The sequence below is a fragment of the Vreelandella piezotolerans genome (assembly GCF_012427705.1).
GTDB lineage: Bacteria > Pseudomonadota > Gammaproteobacteria > Pseudomonadales > Halomonadaceae > Vreelandella > Vreelandella piezotolerans.
Window position 1 is genome coordinate 1861709 of record NZ_CP048602.1, and the last position, 18801, is coordinate 1880509.

Genomic DNA, 18801 nt, shown 5'->3' on the forward strand with positions numbered 1-18801 from the left:
TTTAGCGAACGTTTTAACAGATATAAACTATTTTTTATATGGTGACGAGGGCGGCATAGTCTTTGGGATACGACCAAGGGAGAACGGCTATGCCTCAATTCATCGACTTCGCGGTGCTGGCACTACTGGCGTTATGGCTACTGATTCCGGTATCGCTACTGGTAGTGGCAGGCGCGAGTGCCCGCGCTGGCTCCTCCAAATCGCTAGGCCGTGCATGGAAAGCGGGCCGTCTGCTGACCCTAAGTGCGCTGGTAGCGAGCCTTGCCGTGGGCGCGCTGCTTTTGATGGATGCCTGGGGGCTACCGACCGGCCTGCCCGAAACCGCCCAGCCTTTAGGATTGTACCCCGACGGTTTGGCGGTGTGGATGGCGCTGCTCATCAGCCTGCTGGGTACCGTATTGCTGCGCTTTGCCGAGGGCTACTTGAAAGGTGACCGGGGAGAGCGTCGCTTTTTGCCGTGGTGTCTGGTCGTCCTCGCCAGCGTGATGCTGTTGGTGTTTACCCATCACTTGGTCGTGATGTTGATTGCCTGGGTCGGCGTCAGCGTTGCCTTGCACCATCTCTTGACACTCTATCCCGAGCGTGTGGAGGCGCAGCGGGCGGCGTGGCAGAAATTCGTCGTCAGCCGTATCGGCGATATCGCGCTGATCGCAGCGGTAGCGCTGCTCTATGCGCGTTTTGGCACGTTTGAACTGCCCCAACTGTTTGCCGCGGCTGCCGCTGGCTCAGGTGGCTGGCAGGTAGAGGCGGCCTCCGTTGCCCTGGCGGTGGCGGCACTGTGTAAGTGTGCCCAGGTGCCCATGCACGGCTGGCTAATCAAAGTCATGGAAGCACCCACGCCCGTGTCGGCGCTGCTGCATGCAGGGGTGATCAACTTGGGGGGCTTCGTGTGGCTACGTCTATTTCCAGTCTTCGATGGCTTGACGCTGGGGCACTATCTGCTCATCGCCGTGGGTGGTTTCACGGCTCTGGTGGCCGTCATGACGATGCTGACCCAAACGTCTGTCAAGCACGCGCTGGCCTGGTCGACCTGTGCGCAGATGGGCTTCATGCTGTTCGAAATCGGCGTCGGTGCCTACACCCTGGCGTTGGCGCATCTGCTGGCGCACTCGCTCTACAAAGCTCACTCGTTCTTGGCGTCTGGCCGTACCGTCCGTGCGGCTCGCTGTGAGCGCTTGCCGCTGGCCCCGATGCGTCAGCGACTGGCCCTTGCGCTGCCTGCGGCTGCGCTTGCCGCAGCGGTATTGGCCGTGTTCCCCACGCTGGTAAGCCACAACCCGCTACTCGGGGCACTGCTGAGCTTGGCCGTGGGTAGCACGCTATTGGGCATGCCCGTGGGCACGGCAAAGCGCAAGCGTTTAGCGCTATTTGTCATGGCGCTGGGGCTGGTACCGCTGTATGCCTTGCTTCACAGCATGCTCGCACCTGCGCTACCCAGTGCGTATGCCCCCTTGACGCTGACGGCGGGCTTGCTGGGCACGCTGATGCTGGCGAGTTTGGTGCTGGCCGCCGGAGCGGTCACGCTCTTTCCGCAGGCGGCTTGTGTGGCGCGCTGGCGGGTTCACTTTAGCCAAGGCCTCTACTTGGCGCTGCCGTTCCAGCGCGCCGTCGATGCCATTGCTCCCATTCATGATTGGTCACGTCCTGCACCGCTGGCCCACGGTTTGAAAGGAGAGTGGTCATGACGTCGTCGTACCTCGATGCTTTGAAGCGTGCCACCGACGCCATTGCCCCGGTATGGCCTCTGGATCAGTGGATTGCGGTCAACCCTTGGTGGGGGCTCAAACATCAGCCCATCGAGCAGGTGAGCCAAGCGTTGAGCCGCCGTGCTGGGCAGCCAATGACCATGCCCGCCGAGTTTTATCGCCATGCATGGGAGGCGGGGCGCATCACATCTCAGGATGTGCAGCAAGCGCTGCGTCAGGGCGGCTATGCTTACAGTGAACAGAGCCTAGTCGGCTACTTGGCATCTCCGCCGAAAGCAGCCACGCCGCTGCGCAGCGCCTGGGAGGTGCTGAAAGGGCACGATGGGTTCGATGCGCTTGCAGAAAGCTGCGCCAGCTACTTCGACCAGCATCAGCAGCGCTGGTCAAATCCTACTGGGGAGTCGCTGTATCCCTTCTGGAAACATACGGTACAGCACGATTTACGCTGGCCTAAAACGCTTCGCCAGTCGCTACGGACGCTGCCCGATGAGCCCATGGCCGCGGTCGAGCAGGTCGCAGCGGATTGGGCGCTGACGCCAGAGGCCTTCGAGGCGTTGACCCATACGCTGCTATTGAGAGTCAACGGCTGGGCTTCCTGGTGTCAGGGGATTGGGTGGCACTCGGCTGATCAACAGCCGAGTGCTGGAATACACCAGCTGGCGGCCATGGCGCTGGTTTGGGAGTGGCTCGGAGTCGATCAGCTCACCACCGTTCAGCGAAGAGAATGGTTTTCCCAGTGGCAAACCGGGCAGAGCACGCTTGACCAACACGAGGCGCTGTGGTGCTGGCAGCACGCCTATGAGCTGGGGTATCAGCGCGCGCTTGCATCGGTGCTGGCGGCACCGAGTGAGCCGCTGCCCCACGTACCCAAGGTGCAAGCTGCGTTTTGTATCGACGTACGTTCGGAGCGCTTTCGTCGCCACTTGGAGAACGCCGACGCCTCGGTGGGCACGCTTGGGGTAGCCGGGTTTTTCGGCATGCCGGTCGCCGATGCGGACACCGGCCCCGAGCGGGCTCAACCCCGCGTGCCGGGGCTGCTGAAGCCCGCCTACCGCATCGGCACGCCTGATCCTCATGCACAAGGCATTCAGCGCTATCAGCAAGAGAGCCAGCGTCAAAGCGTACGCCATGCCAAATACGCGCCGCTCTCGACGTTCACGCTCGTCGAGACCACCGGGATTGCCTGGGGCTGGAAGCTGATCAAAGACAGTCTGCGCAAGCAGGCACCGGTGCCGCAGTGCGAGGCGCCCGAAGGGTTGTTTCATACCTACGACGGCGAACCGATTGCAGGCCATGACAAGGTGGCTCTGGCGAAAAACCTGCTCACGCTCTTGGGGCACCCAAGCGCTTCGCTGTTGGTACTGGTGGGGCACGATTCACAAAGTGACAACAACCCCCACCACGCCGGGCTGACCTGCGGTGCCTGTGGCGGCCAGGGTGGCGGCATGAATGCCCGGGTCGCCGCTGCGCTACTGAATGACACGGAGGTTCAGCAGGCGTTGCCACAGATGGGTATCGTGCTGCCTTCGCCATTTTTCGCGCTAGCGGCGACGCACTGTACGCTGACCGACCGGGTGCACGTCTATCACGACGAGCAGATGCCCGAGACGTTGGAAAGCGCACTGAGGGCTTTCGAAACTGCTGCCCAGCGCGCCGGTGCGGCCACCCGCTTGGAGCGTGCTCCCGCTCTGGGCGTCGAGAAACAGGGTGCCACCGAGCGCTTGGAGAGTATGGCCATGCGCGGCGCCGACTGGTCGCAGCCGCGCCCGGAGTGGGGTCTGGTCAATAACGCCGCGTTGATTCTCGCGCCCAGGGCGCGCACCCAAGGTAAAGCGTTGGATGGCCGCGCTTTTCTGCACGAGTACTACCCCGAGCAAGACCCGGAAGGCAGCGTACTGGAAGGATTGATGATGGCGCCAATGCTGGTCGCTAGTTGGATCAATCTGCAGTACTACGCGTCGACCGTGGTACCCGACCTGTACGGTGGGGGCAACAAGCTATTGCATTCGGTGGTGGGCGGTCACGTGGGCGTGATCGAAGGGAACTCCCCCCAGCTACGTATCGGTTTGCCAGAGCAGTCGCTGCGCGATGGCGATACGCTGCACCACGAACCGCTGCGTCTTACGGTGGTCGTGGATGCGCCCAAGGCGCGTATCGAGGCCATCATCGAGCGCCAGCCGGTCGTTGCCGAGTTGATTCACCACCGCTGGCTGTGGCTAACGCGATTGGGCGAAAATGGCCTGGAGCGCTACTCACCCCAAGGCTGGCAGCCCATCGCGGGCGAGCGCGAGTGAATACGGCTCATTTGCTCGTTGCGTAGCCGGTCATTTCTAGATAGCCGACTCCTAGCGCCTCTTGCGTGATGGTGTCTCGCACCGTCACATCCCCTTCCCAATAGGGCACGGTGGTCGGCATCCAGCGATTGGGATGGCGGGCCTCGATCGTGAGATCCAACCCGGCGTTGGGCATTTCCAATTGCCAGGTCGTCGGTATATCGCGCTGCGCGACGCGCTCGGTCGTAAGCGGGGCCAGGGTAATCTCCTGGGAGCCTATCTGCTCGGTGTGGCCATTCGCGTCGAACAGATGGGCAAACGAGTAGTCGCCGCCGTTCTCTCCGCCGCCCCGTAGCCGATAGGCCATTAGCTTGCGCCCATCGTTCAAGTGCAGGGAAAACCAATCCCAACCGGTCTGCTCCGCGGTGAGTAGTTGGCTACTCCACTCGCGGTCCAGCCAGCCCCTGCCGGTCACGCTCGTTTGTTCGCCATTGAGTGTGACGCTTCCTTCGATCTGTAGATAGGGCTGGCTGTAGTAATGCGACCCCTGGCCTTGCACGGTTTTGGCATTGAATCCGTTGTCGCCGTGCCACACCAGCGGGCCTTTTGCCGACAGCGTTAGCGCGTAGCCAAAGCGCTCATTGCCCTCACTGCTGTAGGCGCTAAGGGTGAAGTGCTCGAAGTTCGCGGAGGCGGGACTTTGAAAGCGCCAATCGTCTATCCAAGCTTGAAACGGCGACGCCGTGACGCCCGCCTGACCCTGGGACTGTTCACTGTGGCTGCGAGCAAAGCGTTCCGCCGCCAAATGCGTGCCCCCTTTAGATAATCCCATGTGAGCCATCCAGACTTGGTCACTGGCCCACTCAATAGGCGCTGGACGCTCATCGGGGGGCATCAGTGCTTGGCGAAAGAGCGTCCATTGAAGGCCTAGCGGCTGGCCGACGCTATCCTCCAAATTGGCAGTAAGATACCACCACTCGATACGGTAGTCGGGATGGGGACCGTGGTCGTCGGGGAAAACGAGCGGCGTCTCGGCGCTAGCCTGGGCGTAACCTTCTGCCTCCGCTCCCAGTCCGGCAAAGCCGGCTTGGGGGGACGACATGTCACTTGGCTCACTGCAGCCCACCAGCAGGGTGGCCATGCCGATCATCCACGCGGTCAGCAACGCTCGCTGGGTGCGTTTGTTCATGTGACTCCTTCGTTGAGCAACGTGCTAGGCGCGCTGCGCCAGAGTTTCCAGCAGGGAAGGATGGCCGCAAGCAGTGCCACTCCGACCGCCGTCAACAACATCGTCATGATGTCGCTGGGAAACAGTTGGAGCGGTAATCGCCAGCCAAACGCCGCGACGTTGATGACGGCCACCAACAGCCAAGTGATCGCAATGCCCAGCGGTAGGGCTAATAGCCCGGTGAGAAGCGAGAGTCCGCCTAACTGCATCAACGGTAGCACCACCAACGTCCTGCGTGGCACTCCCAGCGCCCATAGCGCGGCGAGATGACGCTGGCGCTGATGCGCCTGGGCCAGCAGTGTGGCCAGCAGTGCCAAGGCGGCCACGCCGAGGGTAAGTGCATTGAGCGCGCGGGTAATAGTAAAGGTGCGCTCGAAAATTTGCCTCGCCGTTCGCTTGATCTCCTGCTGGTCCACCAGCGCCTCACCTGACAGGCCGAACGTATCCATGAGGTCGCGACGAAACCGCGCTTCGTCTGCGTCGGTTCGCAGAGCCACCCCCACGGTAGCCAGCTCACCCGCAAAGCGTTGGGTTAGCGCGTCGACGGTCATGACGATCTGCGACTGCGGGTTGCCATAATCAGGGTAGATCGCAGCGATGGTCGCTTCCTGGCTGCCCTGTCGAGTGGCGAGTGTCAGAGTGTCCCCGGGGACAAAGCCATAGGTAAACGCCATTTGCTCGTTGATGAATACGTCGTCTTCGCGCAGTGCTTGCCAAGCTACAGAGATGCCTCGCTCGGTGGCTAGCAGGGGCCAGTAGTCGGTCAGTCTGGGTATGGGATGGATCCCGAAGAGCGAAACAGCGCCTGCTGGAGGGGCTTGATGCGCGGACGCCGTGCTCACGTCGAGTACCTCCGCCGTGCCTCTGGCGGTGGGAAGAGTGTCCAACACGCTCGCTTGTTCGTGAAGCCACATGTTGAGGGGCGCTAGGGTCGAGGGAGCGGCGTTAATGTATAGGGGAGCCGTGAGACGCTGGTCCAGCCACTCTAAAAAGGTCAGCCGAAAGCCGCCGACCATACTGCTCACCCCTAAATTCGTAGCCAGGGCGATGAGAAGTGCCATCATGGCCAGCGATAGTCGAGGAAGCTGCCGCTGCATATCGGCCACGGACCATTGCAGCAGGGCGGCGCGGCGAAAGATGCGCTGCAAGCAGCGTAGTAAGATGTCAAGAAGCGGCGGTAAGCAGAGCGCACAGGTCAGTAGCAGAGCCGCGACGAGTCCAAAACTCAGCAGTAAGCCGCTGCCGCTAGGAAGTCTGCTCAACCAGAGTGCCACCCCCAGTGTCGTGAGTGCTGCAGCGCCCCCCGCAATGGTGAGGCGGCGTAGCTGGCGCTGATAGCTGCTTCGCCAAGCGTGGTCATGGCCCAAGGCAAGCACATTGAGCGTGGCGGCACGCCATAGCGTACCGCTACCGGCAAGCAACAAGCCACCCAGTGTGATGGCGAGGCTTCCAAGCCAGTAATGCCAAGGCAGGCTCAAGGCGCTCTGCACCTCGGTGCTATAGAGTGTGTTTAGCGTACTAGCGACATCAGGCAGGAGTTTACCTGCCAGCCACAGCCCGCTGACCAATCCGGCGGCGGCACCAATGCCACCTAACACTAAAAGTTCCAACAATATGGCGGCAGTAAGTGTAGCGGCCGGTACTCCCAGTGCCCGTAGCGTGCGCATCGTCGCCAGCCGCTGCTCCATGGCCAAGCCAAGCGTGGCTTGGACGATAAATAGTCCAACGATCAGGGAAAGAAAAGCCAGTGCCGTCAGGTTGAGATGGAAGCTATCGGTCAACTGGCCCGGTGAGGCCACGCTGGCCGCCCGGGTCATTCGGTAGCCGCTAGGGGGTTGCCTAATGGCGTCTGGTTCGGCGACCAAGCTAAGCGTTGCCCGCTCGCCAAGCAGCGCAGATAGCGCGCCAATGTCCATGACCAGTGTGCCGGGAGGGAGATCATTACGCAGCGTTAAGGGCGGTAAGTGGTATCCGCCAAGGAGGGGGGTTGCGCCTGGCGCGTCCGCGCGGTTCAGCCCAATGGAGGGTAGGGAGTCCGCTGCGAGCTGTGTCTGCCAAGGAGGTGTCATGAACGCTGTGAGCGAGCTAGTGCCGTCACCGGAGGGGAGCGTGAAGGGGTCGATACCCAGTAGCGTTAGGGTGGTGCCCTGGTGGAGGATCGTGGCTTCGAGCAGCGGTGAAACAGGCAGTCCCGCCCGGCGTAGCGCTAGGTAGTCGTCCATACTCAGCGGTGCGCCGTCCAAGCGGTCGAGCTGATCGCTGCTTGCAGTGAACAGTGCGCTAGCGCGGGCATAGCTCTCTTTTGCAGTGGTGTTAATCGCCTGCACGCTGCTCCATAGCGCGCTGGCGACCCATAAACCTATTAGTAGCATCGCCAACTGCGTCGGGTGGCGCTTATAGTGGCTGAGCAGTGTCCTCAGTACGTGTCCCATCATGCGACAGCGTCCTGAAGTTGGCCCCGATGTAAACGCAGGGAGCGGTCCAGTGGCGCAGCAACGCGGCCGCTGTGCGTCACCATCAACATCGCGCAGCGGGTCTCCTTGACCAGTTCAAGCAGCAGCTCCAGCACGCGCCCTGCCGTTTGCTCGTCTAAATTGCCGGTGGGCTCATCGGCCAGCAGTAGCGACGGGCGCACGGCGAGCGCTCGCCCAATGGCAAGCCGCTGCTGCTGGCCCCCGGAAAGCTGTTCGGGGTAGTGCGCTTCACGCCCGGCAAGCCCTAACCGCTCTATTAAATGACGGCTCCATCCAGGATCTTCTTTGTTTGCTAGCCTTGCCTGCAAGCTTAGGTTGTCGGCTACGTTCAGGCTCGGCACGAGGTGAAATTGCTGAAACACCAGCCCTAACTGCTGACGGCGGAGAAGGGCACACTGGGTTTCATTGAGCTCGGAGAGTGACTGGCCATCGATAACGACTTGACCGCTATCGGGTGTATCCAGGCCAGCGGCAAGATGGAGCAGGGTGGACTTGCCACTACCGGACTCGCCCATCAGCGCGAGGCTTTCGCCGCGGGCTAGATGGAGGTCGACCCCACCCAGTACCTGGAGTTTGCCCTGAGGCGTGCTGAAGGTTTTACGAAGCCGTTGCAGAGCAAGCATAGGTGTCTCCTAGGAGAGAGGAAGCCTGACTATAGCAAAGCACAGGGAATCCTCTCGGGCGTTACGGGTCTATCGTTGCGTGCATGACCCTATCGAAAAGTTTCAAAGTCACAAGGAGCGCATATGGAAAGGATTTACGCGTGGGATCATCGACATGAGCAGGTGGTGTATCGCATTCCTGGCCATACCCATAAAGACGGTCGTGAAGATAGTGATCTATCACCGGTTTGGCTGCCTGCATCACCAGAGGAGTTGCCAAGCGGGGTGGCCGTCGATGATTTACGTAAAGTCGATGTCGACGATTAGAACTGAGAAGAGCGCTCAACCGCCGTTTTTTATCGAAAATTTGCTAAGCTGATCGACGATTTTCTCGGCGGGTACTCATGGCATGCGCTCTTCCCCTTTCACTTTTCGTCCAACGCGTTGGCTACCCGGCGGGCATCTGCAAACGCTGTATAGCCCTCTTTTTCGAGCCACGCCTCGGCTCCAGCGTCATCGAGAGCGTATCACACTGGAGGACGGCGATTTCATCGATCTGGACTGGTACGGGCCACGAGGGGAAGCGACGCGCTGCGCTATTCTACTCCATGGCCTCACCGGGAGCTCGTCATCGCTGTACATTCTAGGCCAGCAGCAGGCGCTGGCCCAGCAGGGTTGGCAAAGTGTGGCGGTCAATTGGCGCGGCTGCTCCGGCGAACCCAATCATCGAGCCCGTGGTTATCATTCCGGTGCCAGCGAAGACCTTGCCGATATCGTCACGCAGTTAGCCGCACGCTATCCGAATAAGCCGCTCGTGGCCGTGGGCTACTCCCTAGGCGGGAACGTGCTGTTGAAATATCTCGGTGAGACAGGCAGCCAAAGCATGCTCCGAGCCGCCGTGGCGGTATCGGTACCGTTTCGGCTGGACCACTGTGCCGAACGAATTCGCCATGGCTTCTCGAGGGTTTACCAGGCGCGATTTCTACGCGGTTTGCGTCATTATGTGGAATCCAAACAGAGAGCTTTCCGTACGCAGGGCCGAGAGCAAGAGCTTGAGCGTTTGACGTCTCTGGAAACGTTGGACGGAATGGAAACGTTTTGGGATTTCGACGGTCGCGTCACGGCCCCTTTGCACGGCTTTGCCAGCGCTGAGGAGTATTACCGACGCTGCAGTAGCGCCTTCTTCGTATCAGCCATTCAAGTGCCGACGCTGATCGTGCACGCCCAAGACGATCCCTTCATTTACCCGCACAGCGTACCCGAGGCCGATATGATACCAGAGTGTGTGACGCTGGAACTCTGGGCCAGTGGCGGCCATGTTGGTTTCATCGAGGGCGCCCCTTGGCGGCCGCGATATTATCTCGAACACCGCTTGCCGGATTGGCTGGGGACACAGGTGCCTGTTTGTGCAATCTTGCAGTCCAGGCAGACGATAGCGTCGTGATCTTTCTATTGATGGTCTGCCTATTGAGTGAGGAGTGGTATGTCAGCGTTTTATGATCGTTTGAAAGAAGTGGCCTCGCCGCGTATTGGGCTTGGCTGTATGAATTTATCCCATGGCTATGGGCAACACGTGCCCGAGCAAGCGGGCATACGAGCACTTAACGAGGCCTTCGAAATGGGATATCGCCATTTTGATACGGCCACGCTATATGGTGCGACGGCTAACGAGCGCTTGCTGGGTAAGGCGCTCGCGTCCAAACGGCAAGGATTCTTCTTGGCTAGCAAGTGCGGCATGGCCATGAACCCAGAGAGCGGCAAAAGAGTGATCGACGGGCGGCCCGAGACGCTGCGCCGCCAATGTGAAGAGAGCCTGGCGCGCTTGCAAACCGATCATCTGGATCTTTATTACCTTCATCGTATGGATCGCCAAGTGCCCATCGAGGAGAGTGTGGGCGCACTGGGGCGGCTGGTCGAGGAGGGTAAAATCAGGGCCGTCGGTCTTTCAGAAATTTCGGCCGACACGCTGCGTAAGGCGCACGCCGAGTATCCCATTGCGGCGGTGCAGTCCGAATACTCGCTATGGACGCGTAATCCCGAGATCGCCTTGAGCCAGACGTGCCAAATCCTAGGGACGGCGCTGGTGGCGTTTAGCCCTTTGGGTCGAGGGTTTCTCTCCGGCGCCATCGATGCCGATACCGTCTTTGCCGAAGGCGACATGCGCGCCGGAATGCCGCGTTTCAATGGCGATAATCGTCACCATAACCTCACGCTGCTGGCGCAGTTCACGGCCGTGGCAATCCGCTTGGAGATCACTCCCGCCCAGTTGGCGTTGGCGTGGGTAAAAGCGCAGGGAAGGCATGTCGTGCCGATTCCCGGAACACGCTCTGTCACCCATATGCGGGAAAATCTACGAGCTGAACAGCTGGTGTTGAGCGAGCCAGACCTTGCGCTGCTCAACGAAATGATGCGTCCCAACGACGTCGCTGGCGCGCGCTACAACGAAGCACAGCAGGCGGATATCGACACCGAAGAATTCGCCTAGTAGACGCGCCATTTATTTTGAGCGCCGCGTTGCTTTCTATTGGCCCTGCGCTACTATTCTCATCATTCAGACGAGCGTTTCGTCTGGCAAAGGGCCACGACCATGTTAAAAGGCTTAATCGTTTGTTTTGCGGTGTTGTTAGCACAGTTAAGCGTGCTGAGTATTATCGATGCGCGTCTTTATAACGCTCAAGATGCTCGCCAAGTCACGTCGACGGTCGTCACACCGCAAAAAGAAGAAGATGGCGACGATCACGAGCCGCCGCTGCTGTAAGCATTTCATGGCATACAAGCCGAGCCTTCGGGCATCGAACAAGGGTAGCATCGGCTACCCTTTTTTATTCGGTGACCTTCTACCGTGTGTCTACAGCATCTCCTCTAGCCACTGATTGAACGTTGCCCAGGACTGCTCATCGGCACGTGGGTGGTAACGATCGCTGCCGAAGACACTGAACGCGTGCGGTGCACCCGAATAGATGCCGACTTCATACGTCACTCCCGCGGCTTCCAGTTCCTCCGCTAGAGTTGCCACATCGTCTAGGCTCACTGCCTCATCAGCACCGCCATGAGCAATGAAAATCGGCGGCGTGTCACTTGAATAGGCTTGCCCATCGGGTGTGTCTAGTCCGCCATGGAAACTCGTGTAAGCAGCAATATCGTTGGCTTCGCCCGAGCGAGCGATCTCTAGGGCGACTGCACCACCAAAGCAATACCCCATGATGACCGCCTGTGTGGCGGCGCCTGATGCTCGTGCTTGATCGAGCCCTGCTAGTGTCAGCGTTCGCATGCGTTCGCGGTCTTGATAAAGGGCTTGTGTGGCTGCCTGCTTGTCTTCAGTGGCCTGGGGACGATTGCCTGCCCCAAATAGGTCGACGGCAAACGCATCGTATCCTTGCTCTGCAAGCATATCGGCGCGCTGTCGTTCGTAATCATCTATACCGTCCCAATCGTGGACGATGATGACGCTCCCCTTGGCGTTGTCGCCCCCTGAGATGAAATAGCCTTCGAAACGTTCGCCGTTTACATCGTAGCTAACGTCCTCTCCACTGGGCGTATACGCATTAGCCGTCGTGGCGAACGACAGCGACGCGAGTGTCAAAAGGCCGAAGCAAGTAAATGAAGTAGGAATTTTATGGCGCATGGATCTGTCCAAGTGGGTGTAGGAGTTAAAGCATAGTCAACCCAATCGAAAGGAGAGACACAAACGCGGATGTTTAGCGTGGAAGACTAAGACTTGCGTCTGGAACTAGCTAACGGCATCCTTGTCCGTTGATAGTATGACCACTAGGGAGCATAGATACATGGCTTTTAACGATTCGAACACGGCGAGAACGCAACCCCAGAGTGTGGTGAGCGGCGCTAGTGCCAACAAGGTGTTACGCAACACTTACGCTCTTTTGGCGATGACACTGCTGTTTTCGGCTGTCACGGCGGGCGCTTCTGTGGCCATGGGTATCCAGCAGATGAACATTTTCGTGTTCTTCATTGGGGCTTATGGCTTGATGTTCTTGGTCCACAAGACCGCCAACTCCGCGGCAGGTCTGCTGGCAACCTTTGCGTTTACGGGCTTCATGGGGTTTACCCTAGGGCCGATTATTTCTGCCTATTTGACGCTGCCTAACGGTGGCGCGTTGATCATGAACGCTCTGGCCATGACCGGCCTGACGTTCATTGGCCTGTCTGCTGTGGCGCTGACGACCAAAAAAGACTTCAGCTTCTTGAGTAATTTCCTGATGGCGGGTGCCATCGTGCTGATCCTCGCCATGGTGGCGGGTATCTTCTTCAACATCCCCGCGCTGTCGCTAATGGTGTCTGCAGGTTTCGTGCTATTTGCGTCTGCCGCGATCCTCTATCAAACGAGTGAAATCGTGCACCGCGCTGGTGAAACGAACTACATCCTCGCCACGGTGACGCTCTACGTCTCTATCTACAATCTGTTCGTCAGCCTGCTCTCTATTCTGGGTATCATGAGCAACGACTGATCGTTAGCATGCAGGCTGTCACTTGACGCGGCATCCCCAACAGACAACAGACCCTACTAGGTAGGGTCTGTTTTTTTCACGGGTTCAGTAAGAGACGATACAATGGAGTACGGCTTATTGGTCATGGGCGCGCCTTACGCCAGTGCAGCACCGCACTCGGCACTTCGCTTTGCCAAGGCGCTCATTGATACAGGTCACCGAGTGGCGGGAATTTTCTTCTATCAAGAGGGAGTTCATAACGCTTCACAGTTAATGACTCCGCCACAAGACGAACTCAACATGCGTGATGCGTGGATTGCGTTGCACCACGAGCATGGCGTTGCACTGGAAGTATGCATTGCTGCCGCGCTGCGCCGGGGGATAATGAGCGAGACCGAGGCCAAGCGCCATGGCCAAACGCACTTCAACCTACAAGCGCCGTTCGAATTGACCGGCCTGGGGCAATTGCTCGCCCTTCAACAGCGTTGCGATCGTGTGATCACTTTTGCGTAGGGAGCAGTACGATGAGTCATGAACAAGAGCGGCTGGTGATCATTCGTCATGCGCCGTATAGCTCCAATGCCCTGCGAGAGGGGCTGGACGTGGCTTTGGTAGCGGCCGCGTTTGGCCAAACGGTCAGTCTACTGTTTCTTGGGCAGGGTGTACTGGCCCTGCTAAAAGAGCAAAAAACGGGTGCGCCAGGGCAGAAGGCGACGCTACCGACCATCGATATGCTGGAGATGTACGACATCGATCAACTGTTAGTGGCACAAAGCGCGCTGGATGCGCTGCACTTGCAAGTCGACCAGCTAGTAGAGGGGGCGACTGTAGTGGCCGACGAGGGGTTGCCCGAGTTGTTACATCGCCACTCTCAAGTGATGAATTTTTGAAAGGGCAGCGCCATGTTACATATTTTGAACAAGCCCACGCATAGCGAGCCCGCAGAACAGATGCTCCTCACCGTTGCCGACGGCGATAGTATTTTGCTCATCGAAGATGCCGTTCAAGCGTTACTGCACGTTAATTGGCGGGGCTGGCACCTGGAAAATGATATCCACGTGTTCATATTGGAGGAAGACGCAATATCTCGGGGTGTATATCCAGCTTCCCCCGTTCCTCAAGATCGATGGCTGGATATGAGAGGGTTTGTTGCGTTGACCGAGCAGCATACGAAGATTTTATCGTGGTACTGACTAATGAACGATACAAGTTTATACCGTTATCTCGATGCAACCCAAAAAGTTAAAATAGACCCTGAGGGCTATTTAGTTAAGCAAAGCGACTGGGACCATAGCGTTGCCGCGTTATTAGCTGCGGATGAAGGGCTAGCACTGACGGAGGAGCATTGGGAGCTCATTCGTGTGGTTCGGGATTTTTATACGCGCTACGAAATGGCGCCGGCGATGCGCCCATTGGTCAAAGCCACCAAGCAAGCCCTAGGCGAGGAAAAAGGGCGCTCGGTCTATTTGATGCGTTTATTCCCCGGCAGCCCGCCAAAACGTTTGGCTCGTATTGCTGGGTTACCTAAGCCAACGAACTGTCTATAGCCGACTGAACAGGGTTATACCAGATCGCCGCGGGTGCATACTGATAGCACGACCGCATCTTCTTGGCTGGTAGAGACTAGGGCGTGGCCCATGTCACTGTCAAAGTAGATACTGTCTCCTTCCGCTAGCACTAACGGAGCATAGAATTCCGTATAAAGCATGATGTCGCCGTGCAGTACCATCAAAAACTCTTCGCCATCGTGCCGTACCCACTGATGATATTCGTCAAAGCTGCGTGCTCGAACGATCGTTTTAAATGGGATCATGCGCTTTTGCGCGAGCTGATGGCCCAGCAGTTCATGTTCGTAAGTTGGGGTAGGGTGCAGTTGGCCTTTTCCTTTACGCGTCAGATCGCGACGTCCCATGGTGTAGCGCTCGCGCTTGGGAGGCGTAAAAAGCTGCGGTAGATCGATATCGAGACCGCTCATTAGCTTCTGTACTACGCTGAACGTTGGCGAGACTTGGTCGTTCTCGATTTTAGAAAGCGTAGAACGAGCAATACCGGTGCGCTGGCTCACGTCCTCCAGCGTCCATTGATTAGCTAGTCGAATCTGTTTGAGCCGTTCGCCCAACCGTAGTGGTTCGACGAACGGCTTTCGCCCTGACGCGATGCGCAGCGCTGCGTGCTCTTCAGAAGTGGCGGTCATAACGGTCACGTGAGGTAGAGGGCAACATGAACGCCGCATGGTACCACAGCTCTTGCGCTCAGGGCGCCACTAGGGAGCATCGGTGAAGGGGAGTCCCAAAAGCGCTTTGATATGCGCCTCGGCGCTGCTGGCAAGGGAGGTTGGGTTGTAACCTCCCTCTAGTACGGACACGACGCGATTGTCGGCATAAAGCGCCGCAATTTCCATGGCCAGGTGCGTTACCCAATAGAAGTCTTCATCTTCTAAGCAAATATCGCCCATTGGGTCCTCTTTATGAGCATCGAACCCTGCCGATAACATTACCAGGTCGGGTTTGAAGGCATGCAGTGCGGGGAGCCAATGACGTTCGATGACCCGTCGATACTCTTCACTGCCGGTACCGACTTCCAGCGGGGTATTCACCACGTTTTGCCATTCGCTGCGCAAGTAACGCCAAGGATAAAACGGGTATTGAAAGCTGGTGCAAATGAGCACGTCTGGATCGTTCTTAAAAATGTCGATGGTGCCGTTGCACTGGTGAACATCGAAATCGAGAATGGCGATCCGTCGAGCACCATAGGTTGCTTTTGCATGAGCGGCCCCCACGGCAATGTTGTTGTAAAAGCAGAAGCCCATGGCATCGGCTGCTTCGGCATGGTGGCCGGGGGGGCGCACGGCGCAAAAGACGTTATCCGCTTGCCGTTTGAACACCTGATCCACGCCCCGAATGACGGCACCTGCGGCTACACGCGCTGCTTTCAAGCTATCCGGGTTCATCATGGTGTCGCTATCCAGCGTCACGATTCCTTCGCTAGGCAGGCATTTCTCCAAGGCATGAAGGTGGCGCAAAGGATGAACTCTGGCTAACGCCTCGTCACTCGCCTCTTTGGCATCACCCTGCATGGTTTGCTGTAACAGTCCAGAAAGTGACAGGCGCGCCCGAATCGCCTCTAGCCGCAAGGGACTTTCAGGGTGCTCTGGCCCCATATGATGCAATACGCAGTCGGGGTGGGTAAGGTAGGCAGTGATCATTCGAGCGCTCCGGTAACGTTAGCATCACCTTAATCGCCTCGAGGGCTTGCGCGACAGTGTCAATAAGTCGTACACATTAGTCATTCATGTCAGAGGGAGACGCATCGTGAGCACACGCTTTCTGCATCATTTTTTCGAACCTCGCTCGGTGGCGGTGTTCGGTGCCTCTGAAAAGCCAGAATCTTTGGGTGGTTTGGTGTTGGGCAACCTGCAAGATGGCCAATTCAGAGGCAAGCTCTGGGCCGTTAACCTGAAAGGTTATGAAAAGGTGTTTGGCGTAGATTGCGTACGTACAGTGGAGGAACTGCCCGACATTCCTGATCTCGCCGTCGTGTGTTCGCCCATTGAGGGCGTTCCCAGACTGATTAAAAAGTTGGGTAAGTACGGTGTGAAGGCGGCTTTGGTGCTTTCCGGGGGTGCGTACCTAGACCGTGAGGAGGGCAGCAAGGGGTCGATACGCCAGCGCATGCTGCAGGCTGCCCGTGAATCCGGCATCCGCGTTCTAGGCCCGGAGTGTATGGGGCTAATCGTACCGGGAAAAAAACTCAATGCTTCGTATGCCAGCCAGCCGATCAAGGCGGGGCGCGTGGCATATCTAGGCCAATCAGGAATGCTGGCCAATGCGATGATCGACTGGGCAGCGGGCCGAGATGTGGGCTTCTCTCACCTCATTACCGTTGGCGATAGTGTCGATGTGTTATTGCCGGATCTCATCGACTACGTCAATCAGTATTCGCCTGCGCAAGCGATTCTTCTACATCTCGAGCGGGTGACGGATGCCCAGCACTTTATGACGTCTGTCCGGGATGCCTCACGCAACCGACTCGTGGTGGCGATCAAAAGTGGTCGCACCGCTCAGTCGGACATATCTGGTATGCCGCCCACGCCGGGCATTGCCAATCGCGATGTCGTGTTCGATGCCGCCTTTGCACGTGCCGGCGTGGTGCGTGTCAACGATTCGGATGAAATGCTCGATGCCCTAGAAACGCTGTCACGTATGAAACCGCTACGCGGTGATCGCTTGGCAATCGTCTCCAATGGACTTGGGCCTGCCATGCTGGCCATCGATAAGTTAATTAGCGCGGGTGGCAAGCTGGCTGAATTCAGCCCCGAAACCCAAGCGGCGTTACATAAAAGTCAAGTCGATATGAGCAAGCCCGGCGAAAACCCGGTGGACTTGGGCGGAAACGCGACTCCGGAGCGGTTTGTTGAGGCGCTGCAAATCGTCACCGCTGACCCGAACGTCGATGCCGTCCTAGTCGTTCATGCACCTACACGTTTAGCGCCTTCCCAGGTCACGGCCCAAGCGCTCATCGATCACCGTCGCTCTTTCAAACGTAATTTACTCACGAGTTGGATGGGTTTGAAAGAGGCGCTCAATGCGCGACATGTCTGCAACCTCGCGGGTATTCCTACCTATACGTCACCTGAAAAAGCGGTGAAGGCCTTTATGCATATGGTGGATTATCAGCGCGTTCAGGCGTTGCTGCATGAAATACCGCCCAGCCTGCCGTTTTCCACGAGCCCAGAGATTCGCGCCGAGTGTCGTGCGCTGATCAAGCAAGCAAAAGAACAGGGCCGCCAAACTCTCGCTCACTCTGAAACCGCCCAAGTATTGGAAGCTTATGGTATACCCACTGCCCCCAGCGCCTACGTGAACTCACCAGAAGAAGCCTTGGTGGTCGCCGAACGCTTTCCAGGACCAAAGGCGCTGAAAGTGGTTCACGAAGGAAACTGTCGGCCGTATCGCTACCGCAAGCATCCGCATAAGATTTCCGCTGGGTTACTGCAAGATTTAGAGACGCCCGAACAAGTCGCCGACGGGGTGAGGCAATTAGACGATAAAGTGCAGGAGAAATTTCCCGAGCATGCCATTCGCGAATACTGTTTGCAGCCGATGCAGCGGGGCAAACATTCGATGCAGATTTGTGCAGGCATCACCCGGGACCCGGTATTTGGGCCGCTGATCGTGTTTGGTATCGGGGGCTATAAGGTCAACGTGTTGGCTGACCGGCAGGTGGCGTTGCCCCCGCTCAATATGAGCCTCGCCTCCGACGTCGTGGGGCGCACCCATGCGGCCTCTTTGATCCGCGAGCACTCCGCCGACCCCGAGCGGGATATCCAGCATCTATGTCAGTTGCTAGTCAAACTTTCCCAAATGGCGTCGGATTTGACCGATTTACGTGGCCTGGAGCTCAATCCATTGCTGTTGAACCGCGACGGTATGTTGGCAGTGGATTTTGCCATGGATCTGGGGCACCCCGCGCGTTTTGCGATCATGCCGTACCCGGAAGAGCTTCGTCAGTGGGTGACGTTGAAAAATGGCTGGCAGGTAGAAGTGCGACCCATCCGCGCAGAGGATGCACCACTGATCACCACCTTTCACCGGCAGCTCTCAGAGGAGAGCATCCGTTTCCGCTACTTCCATAACAAGTCGAACCTTACCCAGCGCGACTTGTCGATTTTGTCGCATATCAACTATGACCGTCAGATGGCATTCATCGCGGAGCATCAGCACGATGATGGCAGTAAGGAGATGTTGGGGGTGGTTCGGGTATGGAACGACCCTGACAATATCCGCACCGAGTTCTCCGTGATCATTCGGGATGATCTTCAGGGACTGGGCATTGGCAGTCTACTGATGAAGAAAATGATCGACTACTGCACCAGTATAGGCACGCTCGAAATGATCGGTAAGATCATGGTGGATAATCACCCCATGCGAGCGTTGATGAAACATCTTGGTTTTCGTTGCCGTTACAATATGGAAGAGCAGGTGATCGATGCCGTACTGCGACTGAATGAACCCGACAGCGAGTGGCAGCGCCATCGTTTGGAGAGTCAACCGGATTGACCCTTCCAATGAAC

Annotated in this window: 18 protein-coding genes; 12 read left to right on the top strand and 6 right to left on the bottom strand. The window is 57.9% G+C overall.

Features of this window, described 5'->3' with window-relative positions; translation table 11 throughout:
• Nucleotides 1-89: 89 nt before the first annotated feature.
• On the top strand, nucleotides 90-1685 hold the full coding sequence (locus tag GYM47_RS08525) for an NADH-quinone oxidoreductase subunit L (protein ID WP_153843321.1): 1596 nt from the start codon (nucleotides 90-92) through the stop codon (nucleotides 1683-1685).
• Nucleotides 1682-4000, top strand: coding sequence for a putative inorganic carbon transporter subunit DabA (locus tag GYM47_RS08530; RefSeq protein ID WP_153843322.1), 2319 nt, complete (start codon nucleotides 1682-1684; stop codon nucleotides 3998-4000). The genes GYM47_RS08525 and GYM47_RS08530 overlap by 4 nt, the downstream gene beginning before the upstream one ends.
• A gap of 7 nt (nucleotides 4001-4007) precedes the next feature.
• Here GYM47_RS08530 and GYM47_RS08535 read toward each other — a convergent pair whose 3' ends face one another.
• Genes GYM47_RS08535 through GYM47_RS08545 form a run of 3 tightly spaced genes read right to left on the bottom strand, consistent with a single transcriptional unit; the run spans nucleotide 4008 to nucleotide 8304 of the window.
• On the bottom strand, nucleotides 4008-5168 hold the full coding sequence (locus GYM47_RS08535) for a lipocalin-like domain-containing protein (protein ID WP_153843323.1): 1161 nt from the start codon (nucleotides 5166-5168) through the stop codon (nucleotides 4008-4010).
• Nucleotides 5165-7642: an FtsX-like permease family protein gene (locus GYM47_RS08540; protein ID WP_176558243.1), complete on the bottom strand. Its 2478-nt coding sequence runs from the start codon at nucleotides 7640-7642 to the stop codon at nucleotides 5165-5167. Before GYM47_RS08540 ends, GYM47_RS08535 begins: the two co-directional genes overlap by 4 nt.
• Nucleotides 7639-8304 carry an ABC transporter ATP-binding protein gene (locus tag GYM47_RS08545; RefSeq protein ID WP_139527653.1) on the bottom strand — a complete coding sequence of 222 codons (666 nt, stop codon included), beginning with the start codon at nucleotides 8302-8304 and terminating at the stop codon, nucleotides 7639-7641. The genes GYM47_RS08540 and GYM47_RS08545 overlap by 4 nt, the downstream gene beginning before the upstream one ends.
• A gap of 123 nt (nucleotides 8305-8427) precedes the next feature.
• On the opposite strand from GYM47_RS08545, the gene GYM47_RS08550 reads away from it, so the two are divergent.
• The 4 genes from GYM47_RS08550 to GYM47_RS08565 all read left to right on the top strand — a co-directional run bounded on the left by GYM47_RS08550 (nucleotide 8428) and on the right by GYM47_RS08565 (nucleotide 11041).
• Entirely contained in the window at nucleotides 8428-8610 is a 183-nt protein-coding gene (locus GYM47_RS08550) for a hypothetical protein (RefSeq protein ID WP_139527652.1), read from the top strand.
• Nucleotides 8611-8692: 82 nt separating this feature from the next.
• On the top strand, nucleotides 8693-9727 hold the full coding sequence (locus GYM47_RS08555) for a hydrolase (protein WP_139527650.1): 1035 nt from the start codon (nucleotides 8693-8695) through the stop codon (nucleotides 9725-9727).
• A gap of 39 nt (nucleotides 9728-9766) precedes the next feature.
• The gene (locus GYM47_RS08560) at nucleotides 9767-10768 is read left to right on the top strand and encodes an aldo/keto reductase (RefSeq protein ID WP_139527648.1); all 1002 of its coding nucleotides are present in this window, start codon (nucleotides 9767-9769) and stop codon (nucleotides 10766-10768) included.
• A 102-nt stretch (nucleotides 10769-10870) separates the two neighbouring features.
• A complete protein-coding gene (locus tag GYM47_RS08565; RefSeq protein WP_168444447.1) occupies nucleotides 10871-11041 on the top strand; it encodes a hypothetical protein in 171 nt (56 codons plus the stop codon).
• 90 nt (nucleotides 11042-11131) lie between these two features.
• Here the strand turns inward: GYM47_RS08565 and GYM47_RS08570 are convergent, their stop codons facing one another.
• Nucleotides 11132-11908: a dienelactone hydrolase family protein gene (locus GYM47_RS08570; RefSeq protein WP_139527647.1), complete on the bottom strand. Its 777-nt coding sequence runs from the start codon at nucleotides 11906-11908 to the stop codon at nucleotides 11132-11134.
• Nucleotides 11909-12068: 160 nt separating this feature from the next.
• On the opposite strand from GYM47_RS08570, the gene GYM47_RS08575 reads away from it, so the two are divergent.
• The 5 genes from GYM47_RS08575 (at nucleotide 12069) to GYM47_RS08595 (ending at nucleotide 14275) form a co-directional block, all read left to right on the top strand.
• Entirely contained in the window at nucleotides 12069-12749 is a 681-nt protein-coding gene (locus GYM47_RS08575) for a Bax inhibitor-1/YccA family protein (protein WP_139527645.1), read from the top strand.
• Nucleotides 12750-12851: 102 nt separating this feature from the next.
• Nucleotides 12852-13241: a sulfurtransferase complex subunit TusD gene (gene tusD, locus GYM47_RS08580; protein ID WP_139527643.1), complete on the top strand. Its 390-nt coding sequence runs from the start codon at nucleotides 12852-12854 to the stop codon at nucleotides 13239-13241.
• 11 nt (nucleotides 13242-13252) lie between these two features.
• Nucleotides 13253-13618, top strand: a complete 366-nt coding sequence (tusC, locus tag GYM47_RS08585; RefSeq protein ID WP_139527640.1) for a sulfurtransferase complex subunit TusC — start codon at nucleotides 13253-13255, stop codon at nucleotides 13616-13618.
• 12 nt (nucleotides 13619-13630) lie between these two features.
• Nucleotides 13631-13921, top strand: a complete 291-nt coding sequence (gene tusB / locus GYM47_RS08590) for a sulfurtransferase complex subunit TusB (protein WP_139527638.1) — start codon at nucleotides 13631-13633, stop codon at nucleotides 13919-13921.
• 3 nt (nucleotides 13922-13924) lie between these two features.
• On the top strand, nucleotides 13925-14275 hold the full coding sequence (locus tag GYM47_RS08595) for a TusE/DsrC/DsvC family sulfur relay protein (RefSeq protein WP_139527636.1): 351 nt from the start codon (nucleotides 13925-13927) through the stop codon (nucleotides 14273-14275).
• Between the two features lie 14 nt (nucleotides 14276-14289).
• Here GYM47_RS08595 and GYM47_RS08600 read toward each other — a convergent pair whose 3' ends face one another.
• Both GYM47_RS08600 and GYM47_RS08605 read right to left on the bottom strand, forming a co-directional pair.
• A complete protein-coding gene (locus GYM47_RS08600; RefSeq protein WP_139527634.1) occupies nucleotides 14290-14922 on the bottom strand; it encodes a helix-turn-helix domain-containing protein in 633 nt (210 codons plus the stop codon).
• Nucleotides 14923-14991: 69 nt separating this feature from the next.
• Nucleotides 14992-15933 carry a histone deacetylase family protein gene (locus GYM47_RS08605; RefSeq protein ID WP_139527633.1) on the bottom strand — a complete coding sequence of 314 codons (942 nt, stop codon included), beginning with the start codon at nucleotides 15931-15933 and terminating at the stop codon, nucleotides 14992-14994.
• Nucleotides 15934-16039: 106 nt separating this feature from the next.
• Here GYM47_RS08605 and GYM47_RS08610 point away from each other — a divergent pair, with 106 nt between their 5' ends.
• Nucleotides 16040-18787 carry a bifunctional acetate--CoA ligase family protein/GNAT family N-acetyltransferase gene (locus tag GYM47_RS08610; protein ID WP_153843324.1) on the top strand — a complete coding sequence of 916 codons (2748 nt, stop codon included), beginning with the start codon at nucleotides 16040-16042 and terminating at the stop codon, nucleotides 18785-18787.
• The last annotated feature ends 14 nt before the right edge of the window (nucleotides 18788-18801 follow it).